General features: G+C 64.0%; 9 protein-coding genes. 4 read left to right on the forward strand and 5 right to left on the reverse strand.

The window, feature by feature from the left end; all coding sequences use genetic code 11:
* The first annotated feature begins 42 nt into the window (after positions 1-42).
* From DDE20_RS12215 to DDE20_RS12230, 4 genes are read left to right on the forward strand one after another with little or no spacing between them, the layout of a single operon-like run.
* Positions 43-6387 carry a type I polyketide synthase gene (locus DDE20_RS12215; RefSeq protein ID WP_116558979.1) on the forward strand — a complete coding sequence of 2115 codons (6345 nt, stop codon included), beginning with the start codon at positions 43-45 and terminating at the stop codon, positions 6385-6387.
* Positions 6384-7328, forward strand: coding sequence for a glycosyltransferase family 2 protein (locus tag DDE20_RS12220; protein WP_116558792.1), 945 nt, complete (start codon positions 6384-6386; stop codon positions 7326-7328). The genes DDE20_RS12215 and DDE20_RS12220 overlap by 4 nt, the downstream gene beginning before the upstream one ends.
* Position 7329: 1 nt before the next feature.
* The gene (locus DDE20_RS12225) at positions 7330-11862 is read left to right on the forward strand and encodes a MupA/Atu3671 family FMN-dependent luciferase-like monooxygenase (RefSeq protein WP_116558793.1); all 4533 of its coding nucleotides are present in this window, start codon (positions 7330-7332) and stop codon (positions 11860-11862) included.
* A gap of 23 nt (positions 11863-11885) precedes the next feature.
* On the forward strand, positions 11886-12500 hold the full coding sequence (locus DDE20_RS12230) for a 4'-phosphopantetheinyl transferase family protein (protein WP_133240349.1): 615 nt from the start codon (positions 11886-11888) through the stop codon (positions 12498-12500).
* Here DDE20_RS12230 and DDE20_RS12235 read toward each other — a convergent pair.
* The 5 genes from DDE20_RS12235 to DDE20_RS12255 are packed head-to-tail and all read right to left on the reverse strand — an operon-like array spanning position 12462 to position 16379.
* A complete protein-coding gene (locus DDE20_RS12235; RefSeq protein WP_116558795.1) occupies positions 12462-13676 on the reverse strand; it encodes a TIGR03862 family flavoprotein in 1215 nt (404 codons plus the stop codon). The two genes, DDE20_RS12230 and DDE20_RS12235, sit on opposite strands and share 39 nt — an antisense overlap.
* Positions 13666-14361: a DNA polymerase III subunit epsilon gene (gene dnaQ / locus DDE20_RS12240; RefSeq protein WP_116558796.1), complete on the reverse strand. Its 696-nt coding sequence runs from the start codon at positions 14359-14361 to the stop codon at positions 13666-13668. Before dnaQ ends, DDE20_RS12235 begins: the two co-directional genes overlap by 11 nt.
* Entirely contained in the window at positions 14354-14950 is a 597-nt protein-coding gene (gene coaE, locus DDE20_RS12245) for a dephospho-CoA kinase (RefSeq protein ID WP_116558797.1), read from the reverse strand. Before coaE ends, dnaQ begins: the two co-directional genes overlap by 8 nt.
* Complete coding sequence (locus tag DDE20_RS12250) at positions 14947-15786, reverse strand: shikimate dehydrogenase (protein ID WP_116558798.1); 840 nt, start codon at positions 15784-15786, stop codon at positions 14947-14949. Before DDE20_RS12250 ends, coaE begins: the two co-directional genes overlap by 4 nt.
* Complete coding sequence (locus DDE20_RS12255) at positions 15783-16379, reverse strand: Maf family protein (protein ID WP_116558799.1); 597 nt, start codon at positions 16377-16379, stop codon at positions 15783-15785. Before DDE20_RS12255 ends, DDE20_RS12250 begins: the two co-directional genes overlap by 4 nt.
* Positions 16380-16682 lie beyond the last annotated feature (303 nt).

Genomic DNA, 16682 nt, shown 5'->3' on the forward strand with positions numbered 1-16682 from the left:
TGTGATGATCTTCCCGCGTAAACGCTCAGTTCAGGTATGCCGATGTCCGCCACTCCCCCGCCCGAAACGTCCGAGACCGATATCGCGATTGTCGGCATGGCCGCGCAATTGCCCGGCGCCGCATCGATTGACGAATACTGGCACAATCTGCGCCACGGGCTGCGCGCGATCCGGCGCCTGTCCGAGGAAGAACTGCTGGCGGCGGGTGAAGATCCGGCGTTGATGCGGCAGGGCAATTATGTCCCTTTTGCCGCGCATTTGGAGGGGTTCGCCGAGTTTGACGCCGAGTTCTTCGGGTTTTCACCGAAAGAGGCCGCAATCCTCGACCCGCAGCACCGTAAATTCCTTGAGGTCGCATGGCAGGCGCTGGAAAACGCCGGCACCGTTCCCGCGCGGTTTGACGGCAATATCGGCGTCTATGCGGGCTGCGGCATGGGCAGCTATTTCTATTTCAACCTGTGCAGTAACCGCGATCTGGTGCGCGATGTCGGCATGTTCCTGTTGCGCCATACCGGCAATGACAAGGATTTCCTCGCCACCCGCGTTAGCCATATTTTCGATCTGCGCGGCCCCTCGGTGAATGTGCAGACGGCGTGCTCGACTTCGCTGGTGGCGCTGCATTACGCGGTGCAGGCGCTGCTCAGCGGCGAATGCGATCTGGCGCTGGCCGGCGGGGTGACCATCGAGCTGCCACAGGGGCGCGGGTATCTCTACCGCGAGAATGAGGTGCTCAGCCCCGATGGCGAGTGTCACGCGTTCGACCACCGCGCGCAGGGCACGGTGTTTGGCTCGGGCGCGGGCTGTGTGGCGCTGAAACGGCTGGAGGATGCCGAGCGCGACGGCGATCATATCTGGGCGGTGGTCAAAGGCTCGGCGATCAACAATGACGGCGCGCAAAAGGCGGGGTATCTGGCGCCCTCGGTCGAGGGGCAGGCGGGGTGCATCGCCGAAGCGCAGGCGATGGCCGACACGCCCGCCGCGACGATTGATTACATCGAGTGCCATGGCACCGGCACCTATCTGGGCGATCCGATCGAGGTTGAGGCGCTGACTGAGGCGTATCGGCAGACAACGCAGGCCACGGGGATCACCCGCATCGGCTCGGTCAAGACCAACATCGGGCATCTGGACACGGCGGCGGGCGTGGCCAGTCTGGTGAAAGTGGCGCTGTCGCTGCATCACCGCGAGTTGCCGCCCTCGCTGGGCTATGAGGCGCCGAATCCGACGATTGATTTTGACGCATCGCCATTTGTGGTGAATGACCGGTTAACCCCGTGGCAGGAGGGTGCGCATCCGCGGCGCGCGGGGGTCAACTCATTGGGGGTCGGCGGCACCAATGCCCATGCGGTGTTGCAGGAGGCGCCCGCGCGGGCGGCATCGGACGAAAGCGATTGGCCGTTTCAATTACTGACCCTGTCGGCGCGCTCAAAAACCACATTGGACGCGCAATCTGGCAATCTGGCGGAGTATCTGCGCGGTTGTGATCACAATCTGGCCGATGTCGCATGGACCCTGCAAGAGGGGCGGCATGCCTTTGACAAACGCCGTGTGGTGGTGGCCGAGAGCGCCGAAGAGGCCGCCGAATTGCTGAAGGCGGACAACCCGCTGCGGGTGTTCACCCATTCTGCGCTCGACAACCCCGATGTGGTGTTTCTCTTCCCCGGTGGCGGTGCGCAATATGCCGGTATGGCCCGCGATCTTTACGAGACCGAGCCGGTGTTTGCCGAATGGATGGACCGCGGGCTGGAAATCCTGCAGCCCAAGCTCGACTACGACATCCGCGCGCTCTGGCTGCCCGAGGCGGGAGATGAGGCCACCGCCGATGCGGCGCTGAAAAAACCCTCGGTGCAATTGCCGCTGATCATGATCACCGAATACGCGCTGGCGCAGATGTTTATCGCTTGGGGCGTGCGGCCCGCGGCGCTGCTGGGTCATTCGATGGGTGAGAATACCGCCGCCTGTCTGGCCGGTGTGATCACATTCGAGGATTGCATCGGATTGGTGCATTTGCGCGGCACATTGTTTGACACGGTGCCCTCGGGCGGGATGCTGTCGGTGCCGTTGTCACTGGCGGCACTGCGGCCTTATCTGGGCGATCTGGACGTGGCCAGCGTTAATGCGCCGGAACTGACGGCGGTCTCCGGCCCCGATGCGGCGCTTGAGGCGCTGGCCGAAAAACTGCGCGCCGACGGGATCGAAAGCCAGCGCATTGCCATCGATATTGCCGCGCATTCACGTATGTTAGAGCCTATTTTAGCCCGTTTTCGCGCCTATCTGGCGTCGATCCCGCTGAGCGCACCGCGCATTCCGGTGATCTCGAATACCACCGGCCAGCCGCTGAGTGATGCGCAGGCGACAAGCCCCGAGTATTGGACGGCGCATCTGCGCGGCACGGTGATGTTTGCCGATTGCGTGACCCATCTGGCGCAAGAGAAGAACCGCATCTGGCTGGAAGTCGGGCCGGGCAAGGCGCTGTCATCCTTAGTGCGGATGCACGGCGATGTGCCACCGCAACAGGTGCTGGCGGCGCTGCGCCACCCCGAGGAAGATATCGCCGATGACCTCTATCATATGGGGCTGTTGGGGCGGATCTGGGCCTTGGGCGGCACATTCGATTGGGCGCAGATTTGGGGCGAAGCGCGGCGGGTGAAGCTGCCGCTGCCGACATATCCCTTTGATCGGCGCGAGTATTTCATCGCACCGGCGCAGGCGCGGGATGATGTGATCACGAAAGAACCGGCGCGGATCGAAGCTGTCGCCGATATGGGCACGCGGCTGACCTTTGTGCCGCGGTCTGCCGAACTGGCGTTTGACGTCGAGACGGAGTTGGACGGTGCCGAGCCGCAGGTTTGGCTCGTGTTCACCGATCAAGAGGGGATCAGCGCGCCCCTGATCGCCCGTCTGCGCGCCGCCAAACACCGCGTGATCGAGGTGCAGGCGGGCGACACCTTCCGCCGCCGCACTGACAGTCTCTATTCGCTGCCTACGGAACGCGGGCGCGAAGGATATGACCAGTTAATTCAAGACCTTGTGCAGCGCGGCACGATCCCCACCCGCATCGCGCATTTCTGGCTGGCGGGGGGCGAAGAACGGTTTCGCGCGGGCTCGAATGCGTTTCAGGCGCATATCGAGCGCGGGTTTTACGCGCTGATGTTCCTTGGCCAGGCGATTGCCGGTGAGGGGCTCTCCGCGCCGCTGCATATCACTGTGATCACATCCGGCGCGGCGCAGGTGCGCGATGAAGCGCTGCGCTGGCCGGAAAAGGCGATGATTGCCGGACCGGCGCGGGTGATCCCGCGCGAGGCGCCGGAAATCACCGTCGCGACGCTGGATATCGAGCCGCGCAGTCGCAAGCGTGGCGGGCATGGGGATCTGATCCTGCCGCTGTTGGAGGAATTGCTGGCGGAACCGGCGAATACCGTGGCCGCATTGCGTGGCGGCAAGCGGTATGAGCAGCGGTTGCGCCCGCAGGTGCTTGAGGTAGCGCCGCAATTGCCACAGGGGGCGGCTTGGGTGATCACCGGTGGCTTTGGTGGCATCGGTTTGAGCGTGGCGGAGGCGTTGATTGGGGCCTCGGGGGCGAAGATCGCGCTGATTTCGCGCACAAAGCTGCCCGACCGCGCGGAATGGCCCGGCATTAAGGACAATCCCGCCGATCCGGTCGCGCGGCGGATTCTGGCGGTGGAGCGGCTGGAAGCGCTTGGCGCCGAGGTGATGATCGCCGCGGCAGATGTGTGCAATATCAACGAGATGCGCGGCGCTCTTGACGCGGTGCGCGCAAGGTTTGGTGGGGTCCACGGGGTGGTGCATGCGGCGGGGGTGATCGACGACGCGCCGCTTTTGGCGAAAACCGTGGGCAGCGTCGAAAGCGTGTTCGCGCCCAAGGTGCACGGGCTCAGGGTGCTTGACGCGCTGCTGCCCGATGGCGCGGTGGAACAGATCGTGGTCTTTGCCTCGACCTCGACGCTGACCGCTCCGGCGGGGCAGGTCGATTATGTGGCGGCGAATGAATATCTCAACGCCTGGGCGCGGGCGCGGGCGGGCGGAAAAACCCGTGTCTTGGCGCTGAATTGGGGCATCTGGGCCGAGGTGGGCATGGCCGCCGAGGCGATGGCCAGCCGCTTGGGCAACGGGCCAAAATTGCCCGAAACACCAGTGTTAGAGCCGCTTTTGGACGCGGCGGGCTTTGATGCGCAGATGAATAGGCAGTTCTCGGCGACATATTCCACCGATATGTGGCTGCTGGATGAACACCGCACCAAGGACGGGCGCGCGCTGATGCCCGGCACCGGCATGTTGGAGATCGCTTTGCAGGCGCTGCAGGCGCAGGGCGAGGTGGCACCGTTTGAAATTGAGGATCTGACCTTCTTTCGCCCGCTGGATGTAGCGGTGCCGCGCGAGATCAGGGTGACGCTGGAGCGATCAGATGCGGGCTATGAGTTTGCGCTGCGCTCGGATGTGACGTTGAACGGGCGCGCGGGCTATGCGTTGAACGCGCAGGCGCAGATTGACATGCGTGAGATGGAGCCGCCCGCGCCGCTGAATATCGCAGCGATTTCAGCGCGTTGTGCGCGGGATATTGCCGAGGATGTGCAAGGCATGGCCACCGGACAGGAGGCGCATCTGGCGTTCGGGCCGCGCTGGCGGGTGTTGCAACGGCGCGCTTATGGCGCGGGCGAGGGGCTTGCGCATCTGGCTCTGCCGCAGGCGTTTCACGGCGATCTGGAGGCCGGCTATATCCTGCATCCGGCGCTGATGGATATCGCCACCGGCTGGGCGATGGGGTTGATCGACGGTTATACGGGCGAGAGCCTTTGGGTGCCGGTGTCCTACGGGCGCGTGCGGGTGTTTTCCGCCTTGCCCGCGCGGATCGTCAGCCATGTGCGGATTGCCGAAGCCGAGCCGGGATTTGCGACATTTGATATTACGCTGGCCGCGCCCGATGGGCGGGTTTGCGCGGAGATCGAGCGGTTTACCATCAAGCGGATGGCGGGCGGACTGGGGACTCCGGCGCCTTTGCTGCCCTCGGAAGTACAGTTTGACGCGGTGGAGGGTGCCGACCGTGCGCTGAGCCCCGCCGAGGAGCGTCTGGCGCGCAATCTGGCGCAGGGGATCACCCCGCGCGAGGGTGGCGAGGCGTTTTTGCGGGCGCTTGGGGTGGAGCAGTCGCAAGTGGTGATTTCGTCTCTAACGCTGCCAGAGTTGATCGCCGAGGCGGGGCAGGTGATGCAGGAGGCGGGCGAGGGCGGGCAGAAGTTCGAGCGCCCTGATCTCGATGGTGCCTATGTCGCGCCGCGCAATGATGTGGAGCGTATGCTGGTCGGCATCTGGGAGGATTTGCTGGGCGTTGAGGGGATCGGGGTTGAGGATAGTTTCTTTGATCTCGGTGGCCATTCCCTGATCGCGGTGCGGCTGTTTGCGCGGGTGAAAAAGACCTGGGCGGTGGATTTCCCGATCTCGGTGTTGTTCGAGGCGCCGACAGTGGAGAAGATCGCCGCGCGGGTGGCGCAGGTGGCGGGGATCAGTGAGACCGGCGATGCGCCTGCGGCTGTGGCTCCGGTGCGGCGGTTTGAATATCTGGTGCCGATGCATGAGGGCGAGGGCGGGGTGAAAACGCCGTTCTTCCTTGTTGCAGGGATGTTCGGCAATGTGCTGAACCTGCGACAACTGGCGCAGCTTCTGGGCGCGGACCGGCCGTTTTACGGATTGCAGGCGCGCGGGCTGATGGGCGATGCGGCGCCGCATAACCGCCTGCAGGAGGCGGCGCGCGACTATCTGGTGGAACTGCGGCAGGTGCAGCCCAAAGGGCCCTATCTGCTGGGCGGGTTTTCGGGCGGCGGGCTGACCGCGCTGGAAATGGCGCATCAACTGCGGGCTGAGGGCGAGGAGGTGCAGCTTTTGGCCCTGCTCGATACGCCGCTGCCGCTGCGTCCCACGTTAAGCCGCGTGGATAAGGCGATGATTAAACTACAGGAATTTCGCCGCAAGGGGCCCGGGTATCTGGCGGAATGGCTGCAGGCGCGGCGCGATTGGCAAGAGGAATTGGCGCGGATTGCGCAGGATTCCTCGGGCGAATGCGCCAGCGGGTTCCAGAACCGCGCGATTGAGGCGGCGTTTCGCGAGGCGCTGCCGCATGTTGAACTGCGCCCCTATGAGGGCCGCGTGGCGCTGTTCCGCCCGCCGCTGGATCGTCATTGGCGGGTGACGGGCGGGCATTGGGTCAGCCGCGAAAAAGAATATGTCTATGAGGACAACCAGTGGTCGGCGTGGATGCCTGCGCTTTCGGTGCATGAGGTGCCGGGCGATCACGATTCCATGGTGCTGGAACCCAATGTGCGGGTGATGGCATCGACCCTGCGAGATTTAATTGCCGAGGCCGAGATATGAGCCGAGTTCTTTGCGTCATACTCAACTGGCGCACGCCCGAGATGACCCTGCGCGCGGCGCGCTCTGCGCTGGCGGCGATGGAGGGGATCGAGGGCGCGATCACCATTGTCGATAACGACAGCGGCGATGGCTCGTTTGAGACAATGCGCGCGGCAGCGGCGGAGTGGCCACGGGTGCAGGTGCTGCAATCGGGGCGCAATGGCGGGTTTGGTGCGGGCAATAACTTTGGCATTCGCGCCGGATTGCCCGACGGATCGCAGCCCGATTTTATCTATGTGCTCAACTCCGATGCGTTTCCGGCAGAGGATGCGATTAAGCAATTGCTGGGTCACTTGATCGCCCATCCCGAGGTGGGGTTTGCTGGCAGTTATATCCACGGCGAGGATGGGGGGCCGCACACCACGGCGTTCCGCTTTCCCTCGATTGCCTCGGAGTTTGAGGGGGCGGCAAAGACCGGACCGATCTCGCGACTGTTGAAACACGCGATTGTTGCGCCGGCGCTGCCCGAGGAAACGACGCGGGTGGGCTGGATGGCCGGTGCCAGCGTGTTGATGCGACGCGAGGTGCTTGATGAGATCGGGCTGTTTGATGAGCGGTTTTTCCTCTATTTTGAGGAAACCGACCTGTGTTTGCGCGCCACGCGGGCCGGTTGGGCGATGGATTACGTGGTGGAAAGCCGCGTGATGCATATCGGCTCGGTCAGCACAGGGATGCGCGATTGGGCGCGGGTGCCGGACTATTGGTTCGCCTCAAGACGGTATTATTTTGAGAAAAACCACGGGCGGATTTATGCCGGCATGGCGACCCTCGCGCATCTGGCGGGGCTGGGGATTTATGGCCTTCGCGTGATTTTGCAGCGCAAGAAACCCCATACACCGCCATATTTTGCCCGCGATCTTATGCGACACAGCTGGCGATCGCGTATGTCCCAGGAGAGTTAGTATGACCTCGTTTTCGTGTGTAATGATCGGCAATCAATCCTTGGTGGTTGAATGCGCCAAGCTGGTTTTGGCGCGCGGCCACCGGATCGCGGCGATCGCCAGCGACAACGCCGATGTTCTGGCCTGGGCCGAGGGCGAGGGGCTGCCGGTCGTGGCGCCGGATTCGGATTTGGACGCGCGGATTACCGGCGGGTTTGACTGGCTGTTGTCGATTGCCAACCTGAGGGTGCTGCCCGATGCGCTGCTGGCGCGGGCCGCCAAGGGTGCGGTGAATTTCCACGATGGGCCACTGCCGCGCTACGCCGGTTTGAACGCGCCGATCTGGGCGCGGCTCAAGGGCGAGGTGCAGCACGGGATCACCTGGCATATGATCGACGGCGGGGTCGATGAGGGGGATATCCTTGCGCAGGTGGCGTTCGATATCACCGAAGAGGACACGGCGTTTTCGCTGAATGCGCGCTGTTTTGGCGCGGCGATCGAGAGTTTTCCGCGGGTTTTGGACGCGCTGGAGCAAGGCGCGCCCGAGCGGCAGGCGCAGGATCTGACGCAGAGGACGGTCTGCGGGCGCAATGACCGGCCCGCAGCGGCGGCGCGGCTGGATTTCGCGCAGCCGGTGGCAGAACTGGTGCGGCTGGTGCGGGCGCTCGATCACGGTGGGTATTGGAACCCGCTGGCCTTGCCGAAAATCGAAACATCCGCGGGGGTTTTTGCGGTGACCTCTGCCGAACCGGTGGCGGGCACCGGCGTGGCGGGCACGGTTTTGGACTGTGGTGAAGCGTTAACCGTCGCTTGCGCGGATGGTGCCGTGCGGTTGAGCGGGTTGACCACGTTGGACGGCGTGGCGGTCGCGGCGCAGGATATCGCGCAGGAAGGTGAGGTGTTGCCCGCCCCAAATGCGGCGCTATTGGATGAGGTGATCGCCCGTGTGACGCCGGGCGAGGCGCGTTGGCGCCGTGTGTTAACCGGATTTGCCGCAGCCGAGGCGCCGAGCGCGCGCGGCGCGGCGGAAGGCATCGCAACGCGCGAGATTGCAGGCCTGTCGGCGCATCAGGCGGCGGCGATTATCGCCAGCTATGCGCCGGGCGGTTGGGCCTATGCCGCGGCGGAGACGCAGGATTTGTTCGCAGCGGCGCCCAGATATCTAAGCGATTGGTTGCCGATGGTGCTGGAGGGCGAAACGCTGGCGGCGCTGGAAGAGGGCATTGCAGCGACGCAGCGGAGGGCGGAGAGATCGCCCAGTTTCGCGCGCGATCTGATTGGCCGTGATCCGGCGCTTGATCCGCTGGAAACGCCTGCGTTCGGCCTGTCGGAGAGCCATGCGCGGATTGACGGCACGGCGCTTTGTGTGGTGGCGGGGCCGGAGGGGGTGAGCCTCTCGGCGGATCTTGGTAAATGCGACGCGGCGCTGCTGGAAATCTATGCCGCGCGGTTGGAATTATTGGCGCAGGCGGATCGTGAAGCACCGGTTGCGGAACTGGAGCGGATCAGCGCGCCCGAGCGGGAGATCCTTGCGACGCTGAACGCCACCGAGCGGGCGTTTGACAACCGCACGATCTCGCGCTTGTTCGAAGCGCAGGTGGCGAAAACCCCCGATGCGACCGCGCTGGTGTTTGAAGGCCAGAGCCTGAGCTATGCGGCGCTGAATGCGCGCGCCAACCGTGTCGCGCATGTGCTGCAGGAGATGGGGATCACGCCAGATACGCCGGTGGCGCTGTGTTCGAAACGCGCGCCGGATTTGCTGATCGGGGCGCTGGGGATTTTGAAAGCCGGTGGTGCCTATGTGCCGATGGACCCCAGCTATCCGGCGGACCGGCTGCGGCATTTTCTGCGCGACAGCGGCGCGCCGGTGATTGTCACGCAATCGGGGCTGATTGACGCGCTGCCTGAACATAGCGCCGAACTCTTGGTGCTGGATACCGACACGCGGCTGGCGGCGGCCCCGGAGGCGAACCCCGAGAGCGGTGCCACGCCCGAAAACCTTGCCTATCTGATCTATACCTCGGGTTCGACCGGTCTGCCGAAGGGCGTGATGGTCGAACACCGCAATGTGGCGAATTTCTTTGCCGGGATGGACGAGCGCATCGCCCATGAGGCGGGCGGTGTCTGGCTGGCGGTGACTTCGCTGTCCTTTGATATCTCGGTGCTCGAGCTGTTCTGGACCCTGTCGCGCGGTTTTAAACTGGTTCTGACCTCGGACGAAAGCCGCATGGAAGTCTCGGGCGGCGCCCTGCCAATCACCGAAAAGCGTATGGATTTCAGCCTGTTCTACTGGGGCAATGACGATGGCGCGGGGCCGAAGAAATACGAGTTGCTGCTGGAAGGCGCGAAGTTTGCCGATAGTCACGGGTTTCGCGCGGTTTGGACGCCCGAGCGGCATTTCCATGCCTTCGGCGGGCCGTTCCCCAACCCCTCGGTGACCGGCGCGGCGGTGGCGGCGGTGACGCAGAATATCGACGTGCGCTCGGGCTCTTGCGTGGCGCCGCTGCATCATCCGCTGCGCATCGCCGAGGAATGGGCGGTGATCGACAATCTGACCAACGGGCGCGCGGGGCTGGGCATTGCCTCGGGCTGGCATCCGGTGGATTTTGTGCTGCGGCCGGAGAATTCGGTGCCAAATAACAAGGCGGCGATGTTCGACACCATTGAGAAACTGCGCAAGCTATGGCGCGGCGACGAGGTGGCGTTTGACCATAATGGCGAGACGCGGGTGGTGACCTCATTGCCGCGTCCGGTGTCCAAGGAATTGCCGCTCTGGCTGACCATTGCCGGCAACCCCGACACCTGGCGCGAGGCAGGCGAGATTGGCGCGAATGTGCTGACGCATCTGCTTGGCCAGTCGATTGACGAGGTGGCGGGGAAGATCAAGATTTACCATGAGGCGCTGAGCAAGGCGGGGCATGACCCCAAGGATTTCACAGTCACGCTGATGCTGCACACCTATGTTGCGCGCAGCCGTGAGTTGGCGCGTGAAACCGCGCGCGAACCGATGAAAAACTACCTTCTGGCGGCGGCGGGACTGGTCAAACAATACGCTTGGGCGTTTCCGGCGTTCAAGAAACCGGCGGGCGCCAAAAATCCGATGGATATCGACCTGAGTGCGCTCAGTCAGGATGAGGTCGACGGGATCCTCGAGTTTGCCTTTAACCGGTATTTCGAGGAGTCGGGGCTGTTTGGCACGGTCGAGGATTGCCTGCGCCGCACCGAGCAACTCAAGGCGATTGGTGTGGATGAGATCGGCTGTCTGATCGATTACGGCATCCCGACGGCGCAGGTGCTCGAGAGCCTCTATCCGCTGGCCGAGGTGCTGCGCCGCGCAAATGCGCCGGTGGAACTGGCGGCGGATGATGTGTCGTTGGCCGCGCAAATCCAGCGCCACGGCGTGACGCATCTGCAATGCACGCCCTCGATGGCGCGGATGCTGGTTGAGGATGAGCGCGCGCGCGCGGCCCTGACGCAGGTGCCGCATTTGCTGGTCGGTGGTGAGGCTTTGCCGGGTGCGCTGGCGGCGGAGCTGGCGCAGATCAGCGGGCAGGAGGTGGTTAACCTTTATGGGCCGACGGAGACCACCATCTGGTCAACCAGCGAGACGACTTCGGGCGGTGACGGGGTGGTCGGGATCGGCGCGCCGATTGCCAATACCACGCTGCATATCCTCGATGAGGCACGGCGCGAGGTGCCGCTGGGGGCCATCGGCGAGTTGTGGATCGGTGGCGCGGGGGTGACGCGCGGTTATTGGCAGCGCGATGATCTGTCGGCGGATAGGTTTGTGGCCAATCCCTTTGGCGCGGGGCGGATTTACGGCACCGGCGATCTGGTGCGGCTTTGTGCTGATGGCACGGTGGATTTTCTGGGCCGTGCGGATCATCAGGTGAAGCTGCGCGGGCATCGGATCGAGCTGGGCGAGATCGAAAGCGCGCTGGATGCACAGCCGGGGGTGACCCAGAGCGTGGTGATCGCGCGCGAGGATGTGCCCGGCGATATGCGGCTGGTCGGCTATGTGGTGGGCACGGCGGATGCGGCTGCATTGCGCGCGGCTTTGGCGGTGCGGTTGCCCGGGCATCTGGTGCCGGCGCATATCGTCAAGCTGGAGGCTTTGCCGCTGACGCCGAACAAAAAGATCGACCGCAAGGCGCTGCCGAAACCCGGGGTGCTGCGGCCCGCGGTGATCGAGGCGCCGGTGGCGGCGAATGGCAGCGACACGCAGGAGAAGCTGGCGACGATCTGGCGCGGGGTGCTGGGCGTGGCGGAGGTGAAACCGGCGGATAATTTCTTCATGCTGGGCGGGCATTCGCTGCTGGCGGTGCAGGCGCATCGTGAAATCCGCGAGGCGCTGGCGTTGCCCGGATTGTCGATCACCGATGTGTTCCGCTTTCCGGTGCTCTCGGCGCTGGCAGGGCATATTGACGGCAAGTTGAAGCCGCACCCTGCGGCGGGGGCTCCGGCAGTGGCGGAGGCGGGCGCCGCGAAGAGCCGCGCCGATGCGATGTCTCGGCGCCGCGCGATGCGGGCCGAACGGTTGAGCCGCTCGGGGTGAGCGGCGCGGCGCTGTCCGCGCTAATGGCGCAAGTTTTCCCGCCCGCAGTGGCGCGCGGGATCTGCGCGGTGGCGCGTGCGGATGTGGCGCGATTGTTTCACGTGGAACATTCTGCGGTCAAAAGCGCGGTGCCGGCGCGGCAGCGGGAATTCGCGGCGGGGCGGATCGCGGCGCGGGCAGCGATGGGGCGCGATTTGCCGGTGGTGATGGCAGAGGATCGCGCGCCGGTCTGGCCCGAGGGCATGGCCGGTTCGATCACTCATGCGGGCGGTTGGGCGCTAGCCGTGGCGGGCACGGCGGAGAGGTTGATCGGCATTGATCTGGAGGTTGACGCGGCGCTACCGGCAGAGGTCTGGGAGACCGTGTTGACCAATAGCGAGCGCGCTGCGCTGCGCGATATGCCCGATGTGGGGCGATGGGCGCGGGTGATTTTTAGCGCCAAGGAATGCGCCTATAAGGTGCAGTATCCGCGTTCAAATCAGGTGTTCGGGTTTGAGGTGTTCGAGGTGACGCTAGAACCCGATAGCGGCGTGTTTACCGCGGTTTTTCAACGGGATATCGCGCCGTTTGCGGCGGGCGATTGCCTGCGCGGGCGGTATTCAATCGGCGGCGGGTTTATCCTGACCGGCATCGCCTAGCCAGCGGGCGGCGGCGTTTCCGGCCCAGCGTCCGGTGGCGAGGCAGGCGGTGAGCAGGTAGCCGCCGGTCGGCGCCTCCCAATCGAGCATTTCGCCAGCGGCGAAGACGCCGGGCATGGCTTTGAGCATCAGGGTGTCGTCGAGCGCGGTTCTGGGGATGCCGCCTGCGGTGGAGATCGCTTCATCCATCGGGCAGGGGGAGGTGATCGGAATTGGCAGATTTTTCAGTAGTTTGGCACGCGCCGCGGCATCAACGGGGAAGGGGCGGGCGCATTCGAGCACCAAGGCGAGCCGCGCGCCGGAGAGCCTCGCGGCTTTTTTCAGCGTGTTAACCGTGCTTTCGCCCTTGGGGCGCTGCGCGAGGCGTTTGGTGAGCGCCTCAAGGGTCAGATCGGGGAAAAGATCGAGTGTCAGGGGCGCGCCATCACGCAGGGCGCGGCTAACCGCGTAAATGCCGCCGCCCTCAAGCCCGCGTTTTGTGATCACGGCTTCGCCGCGTTGCTGCTGCGCGCCTGCGATCAGGGTGATGGATTTGAGCGGCGCGCCGAAATGCGGGGTCATATGGGCGGACCAATCGACCAGAAACCCCATATTTGCCGGTTGAAACGGGGTTAATGACACGTCACGCGCGGCGAGCATCTGCGCCCAAGCGCCATCCGAGCCCAGCCGCGCCCAGCTGGCGCCGCCCATGGCGAGGATGGTGACTTTGGGGCGCAGGATATGCGCGCCCTCGGGGGTGTCAAAGTGAAAACCGTCACCGATGCCGGTGAGCCGCCAGCGGGTGCGCAGGTCCAACCCGCGGCTGCGCAGATCACTGAGCAAATGACGCAAAAGCGGCGAGGCTTTCATGGATTTGGGGAAGACGCGGCCCGAGGAACCGGTGAAAATCTCTTGGCCGTGGGCTTGCGCCCAGAGTTTGACCTGATCCGGCCCGAACTCGCGCAGCATCGGGGCCAGCCAAGGCTCTGCCTCGCCGTATTGGGCAAGAAAGGCCTCAAAAGCCTCGTCTTTGGTGATATTGAGACCGGATTTTCCCGCCATCAGCAGTTTGCGCGCGGGGGAGGGTTTGGCCTCGGTGATCACGACCGGCAGACCGCTGCGCAGGAGTTGCTCGGCGGCCATCAGACCGGCAGGACCGGCGCCGATGACCAGCGCGACGGGCGCGTCAGCCGTCATAGCGTCGCCAGATCGCCGAATCGCCGAGTTTTTCGACAAAAGCGGCATGGGCAGCGCGTTCTTCCTCGGTGATCCGCGCGGCCAAGGGCGTGGGGCGCGGACGCGGGCGCCATGCGGTGCTGGCGTCTTGATTACCGCCGCTGTCGGTGTGCACGGACAGGGCGAAATCCGGCTGCCGCCCACCGATCAATTCAAGATAGACTTCGGCGAGGATCTCACTGTCCAGCAGCGCGCCGTGGAGATCGCGGTTGAAACCGGTAATCTCAAACCGGCGGCAGAGCGCGTCCAGCGTGGCGGGCGAACCGGGGAAACGGCGCCGCGCCATCATCAGCGTGTCGATCACATTGTCGGTGGGGAGTTCGGGCAGATTGGCCCATTTGAGTTCGGCGTTCAGAAACCGCATATCAAAGGCGGCGTTGTGGATGACCAGCGTCGCGCCTTTGACGTAATCGAGAAATTCCTGCGCGATCTGGGCGAATTTGGGCTGTTTGGCGAGGAATTCATCGCCGAGTCCGTGGACCTCAAAGGCCTCGACCGGCATGCCGCGTTCGGGGTTGATATATTGGTGATAGGTGTTGCCGGTCGGCATGTGATTATAGAGTTCCACCGCGCCGATCTCGACTAGACGGTGGCCGTCATTGGGATCAAGGCCGGTGGTTTCGGTATCGAGAACGATTTCACGCATCGCTGTTCGGTCCTGTCAATTTGTCAATCAGATCAAGCACATCGGCGCGGGTTTGATCATGGCTCAGGGTTTCAATGACATAGGTCGCGCGGGCGCGTTTCTCGGCATCGGGCATCTGTTTGGCAAGGATGGTTTGGAAATGCGCCTCTGTCATGCCGGGGCGGGCGAGGACGCGGGATTTTTGCACATCTTGCGGGGCGGAGACGACAAGGGTGGCGTCAACAGCGCGGTCGCCGCCGCCCTCGAACAGAAGCGGGATGTCGAGGAGGATAAGCGGCGCGCCTGCGTGTTGTTGCAGGAATTCCTCGCGGGACCTGGCGACGAGGGGATGCACGATGCGCTCGATTTGCTTGAGCGCAGAGGCGTCCGCGGCGATCCAGTCGCGGAGGGCGGCGCGGTCGATGGCGCCGTTTTTCTGCGCCGGCGGGTGCAGCGCTGCCATTGGCGCAACCGCCGCGCCGCCTTGCGCGTAGAGGTCATGCACGGCGGCATCGGCATCCCAGACCGGCACGCCAGCGTCGCGAAACATCTGCGCGGTGGTGGATTTGCCCATACCGATGGAACCGGTGAGACCGAGGATAACGCTCATGATGCGAGCACCGCTCGGCGCAGGGTCTCGTCAACCTCGGGTTTATGGACAAACCAGCGCTCGAAACCGGCGGCGGCTTGATAGAGCAGCATGCCGAGGCCGTCGACGCAGGGGTTGCCGCGCGCGCGGGCCTGGGCCAGCAGCGGGGTCTCTAAGGGGGCGTAGACCAGATCATTGACCACGGCCGTTGCGGGCAGATCACTGAGATCGAGCTCCAGCGCGGGGTGGCCCTGCATGCCCAAAGAGGTGGCGTTAACCAGCGTGTCGCAATCGGCGAGGGCGGTGCTGCGCTCATCCCACGCGACGGCGCGGATCGCGGGGCCAAATTCGGCGGCGAGATCGAGGGCGCGTTGGGGCGAGCGGTTGCTCAGGCGGATATCCGTGGCGCCCAGATCCAGGAGCGCGGCGAGCACCGCGCGACTAGCACCACCGGCACCGATCACGGCGACGGTTTTGGGCTGCCAATCGGGCTGCTGGCTGAGGATATTCTGGGTGAACCCATAAGCATCGGTGTTGTCAGCCTCGATCCCGTTTTCGGTGAAACTTAGCGTATTGGCCGCACCGATGCGTTTGGCCAGCGGTGTGGCGTGATCGGCGAGGGCAAGCGCCGCCTCTTTATGCGGAATTGTCACATTGGCGCCCGCGAACCCCATGCGCGGCAGCATATGCAGGGCTTCGGCGAAGTCCTGTGGTGCGATTTTCAGCGGAATATAATGGCCATTGATGCCGTAGCGGGCGAGCCAATGCCCGTGCAGGCGGGGCGAGCGGCTATGGGCGATGGGATCGCCGATCACGGCGGCAAGAGGCATGGCATTTGGGGGTAAAGGGGCGCTCATCCTGGGATATCCTTGCGTCTGGTGAGGATTGTCAGGAGCTCTAGCAGGGGGAGGCCCTGAATGGCAAAGATATCGCCCTCGATTTTGGAGAACAGGCGGATGCCCGCGCCCTCGATCTGGTAGCAGCCGACGCAGTGGCGGATCTCCTCCCAATTCTGGGCGACATAGTCTTTGACGAAAGCCTCCGAGAAATCGCGCATGGTCAGGCGCGGGGTGGCGACATGGCGCCAGACGGGTTGGCCTTGGGCATAGAGCACGGCGGCGGTGTGGAGCCGGTGGGTCTTGCCGCGCAGGGCTTGGAGTTGCGCCATCGCATCCGCAGGATTTTGCGGTTTGGCGAAGATCTGCCCCTCGCATTCCAGAAGTTGATCACAGCCCAGCACCAGCGCCTCGGGCTGCTTATTGGCGATCTTGGCGGCTTTATGCTCGGCCAGCGCGTCGGCGATATCGCGGGGCGTGGCGCCCTCGGCCTCAAGCGAGAGGCGAATCATCTCTTCGTCGATTCGGGCGATTTTCACGTCAAAATCGATGCCGGCGTTGCGCAGGAGCGTGGCGCGGATCGAAGAGCCGGACGCAAGGGTGAGGATAGACATGTGGATAACCCTGTGCGGCAGTGCGGTGCAAATTCGGGGATAAGCGGGGCGGGCGATCAGAACGCGATACTGACCACAGGATGTCAAGGGTGCGAGACACGGTTATCCACAGTGGATAGGTGAAAACCACTGCCTGTGGATAGTTCCGGGCGGCTGGGGATGTAAGGTGAAGAAAGCGCGGCAATTCCTTGTTAAACAACTGCGAATCGCGGTTTGTCGGCTGGATTGGACCTGTGTGTAACTCAGGGGATCAATGAATAATTACACTTATCCCTAGGCCCTACTTCATCATCATCTCATTTA

The sequence above is a fragment of the Pararhodobacter oceanensis genome, assembly GCF_003076755.1.
Lineage (GTDB): Bacteria > Pseudomonadota > Alphaproteobacteria > Rhodobacterales > Rhodobacteraceae > Pararhodobacter > Pararhodobacter oceanensis.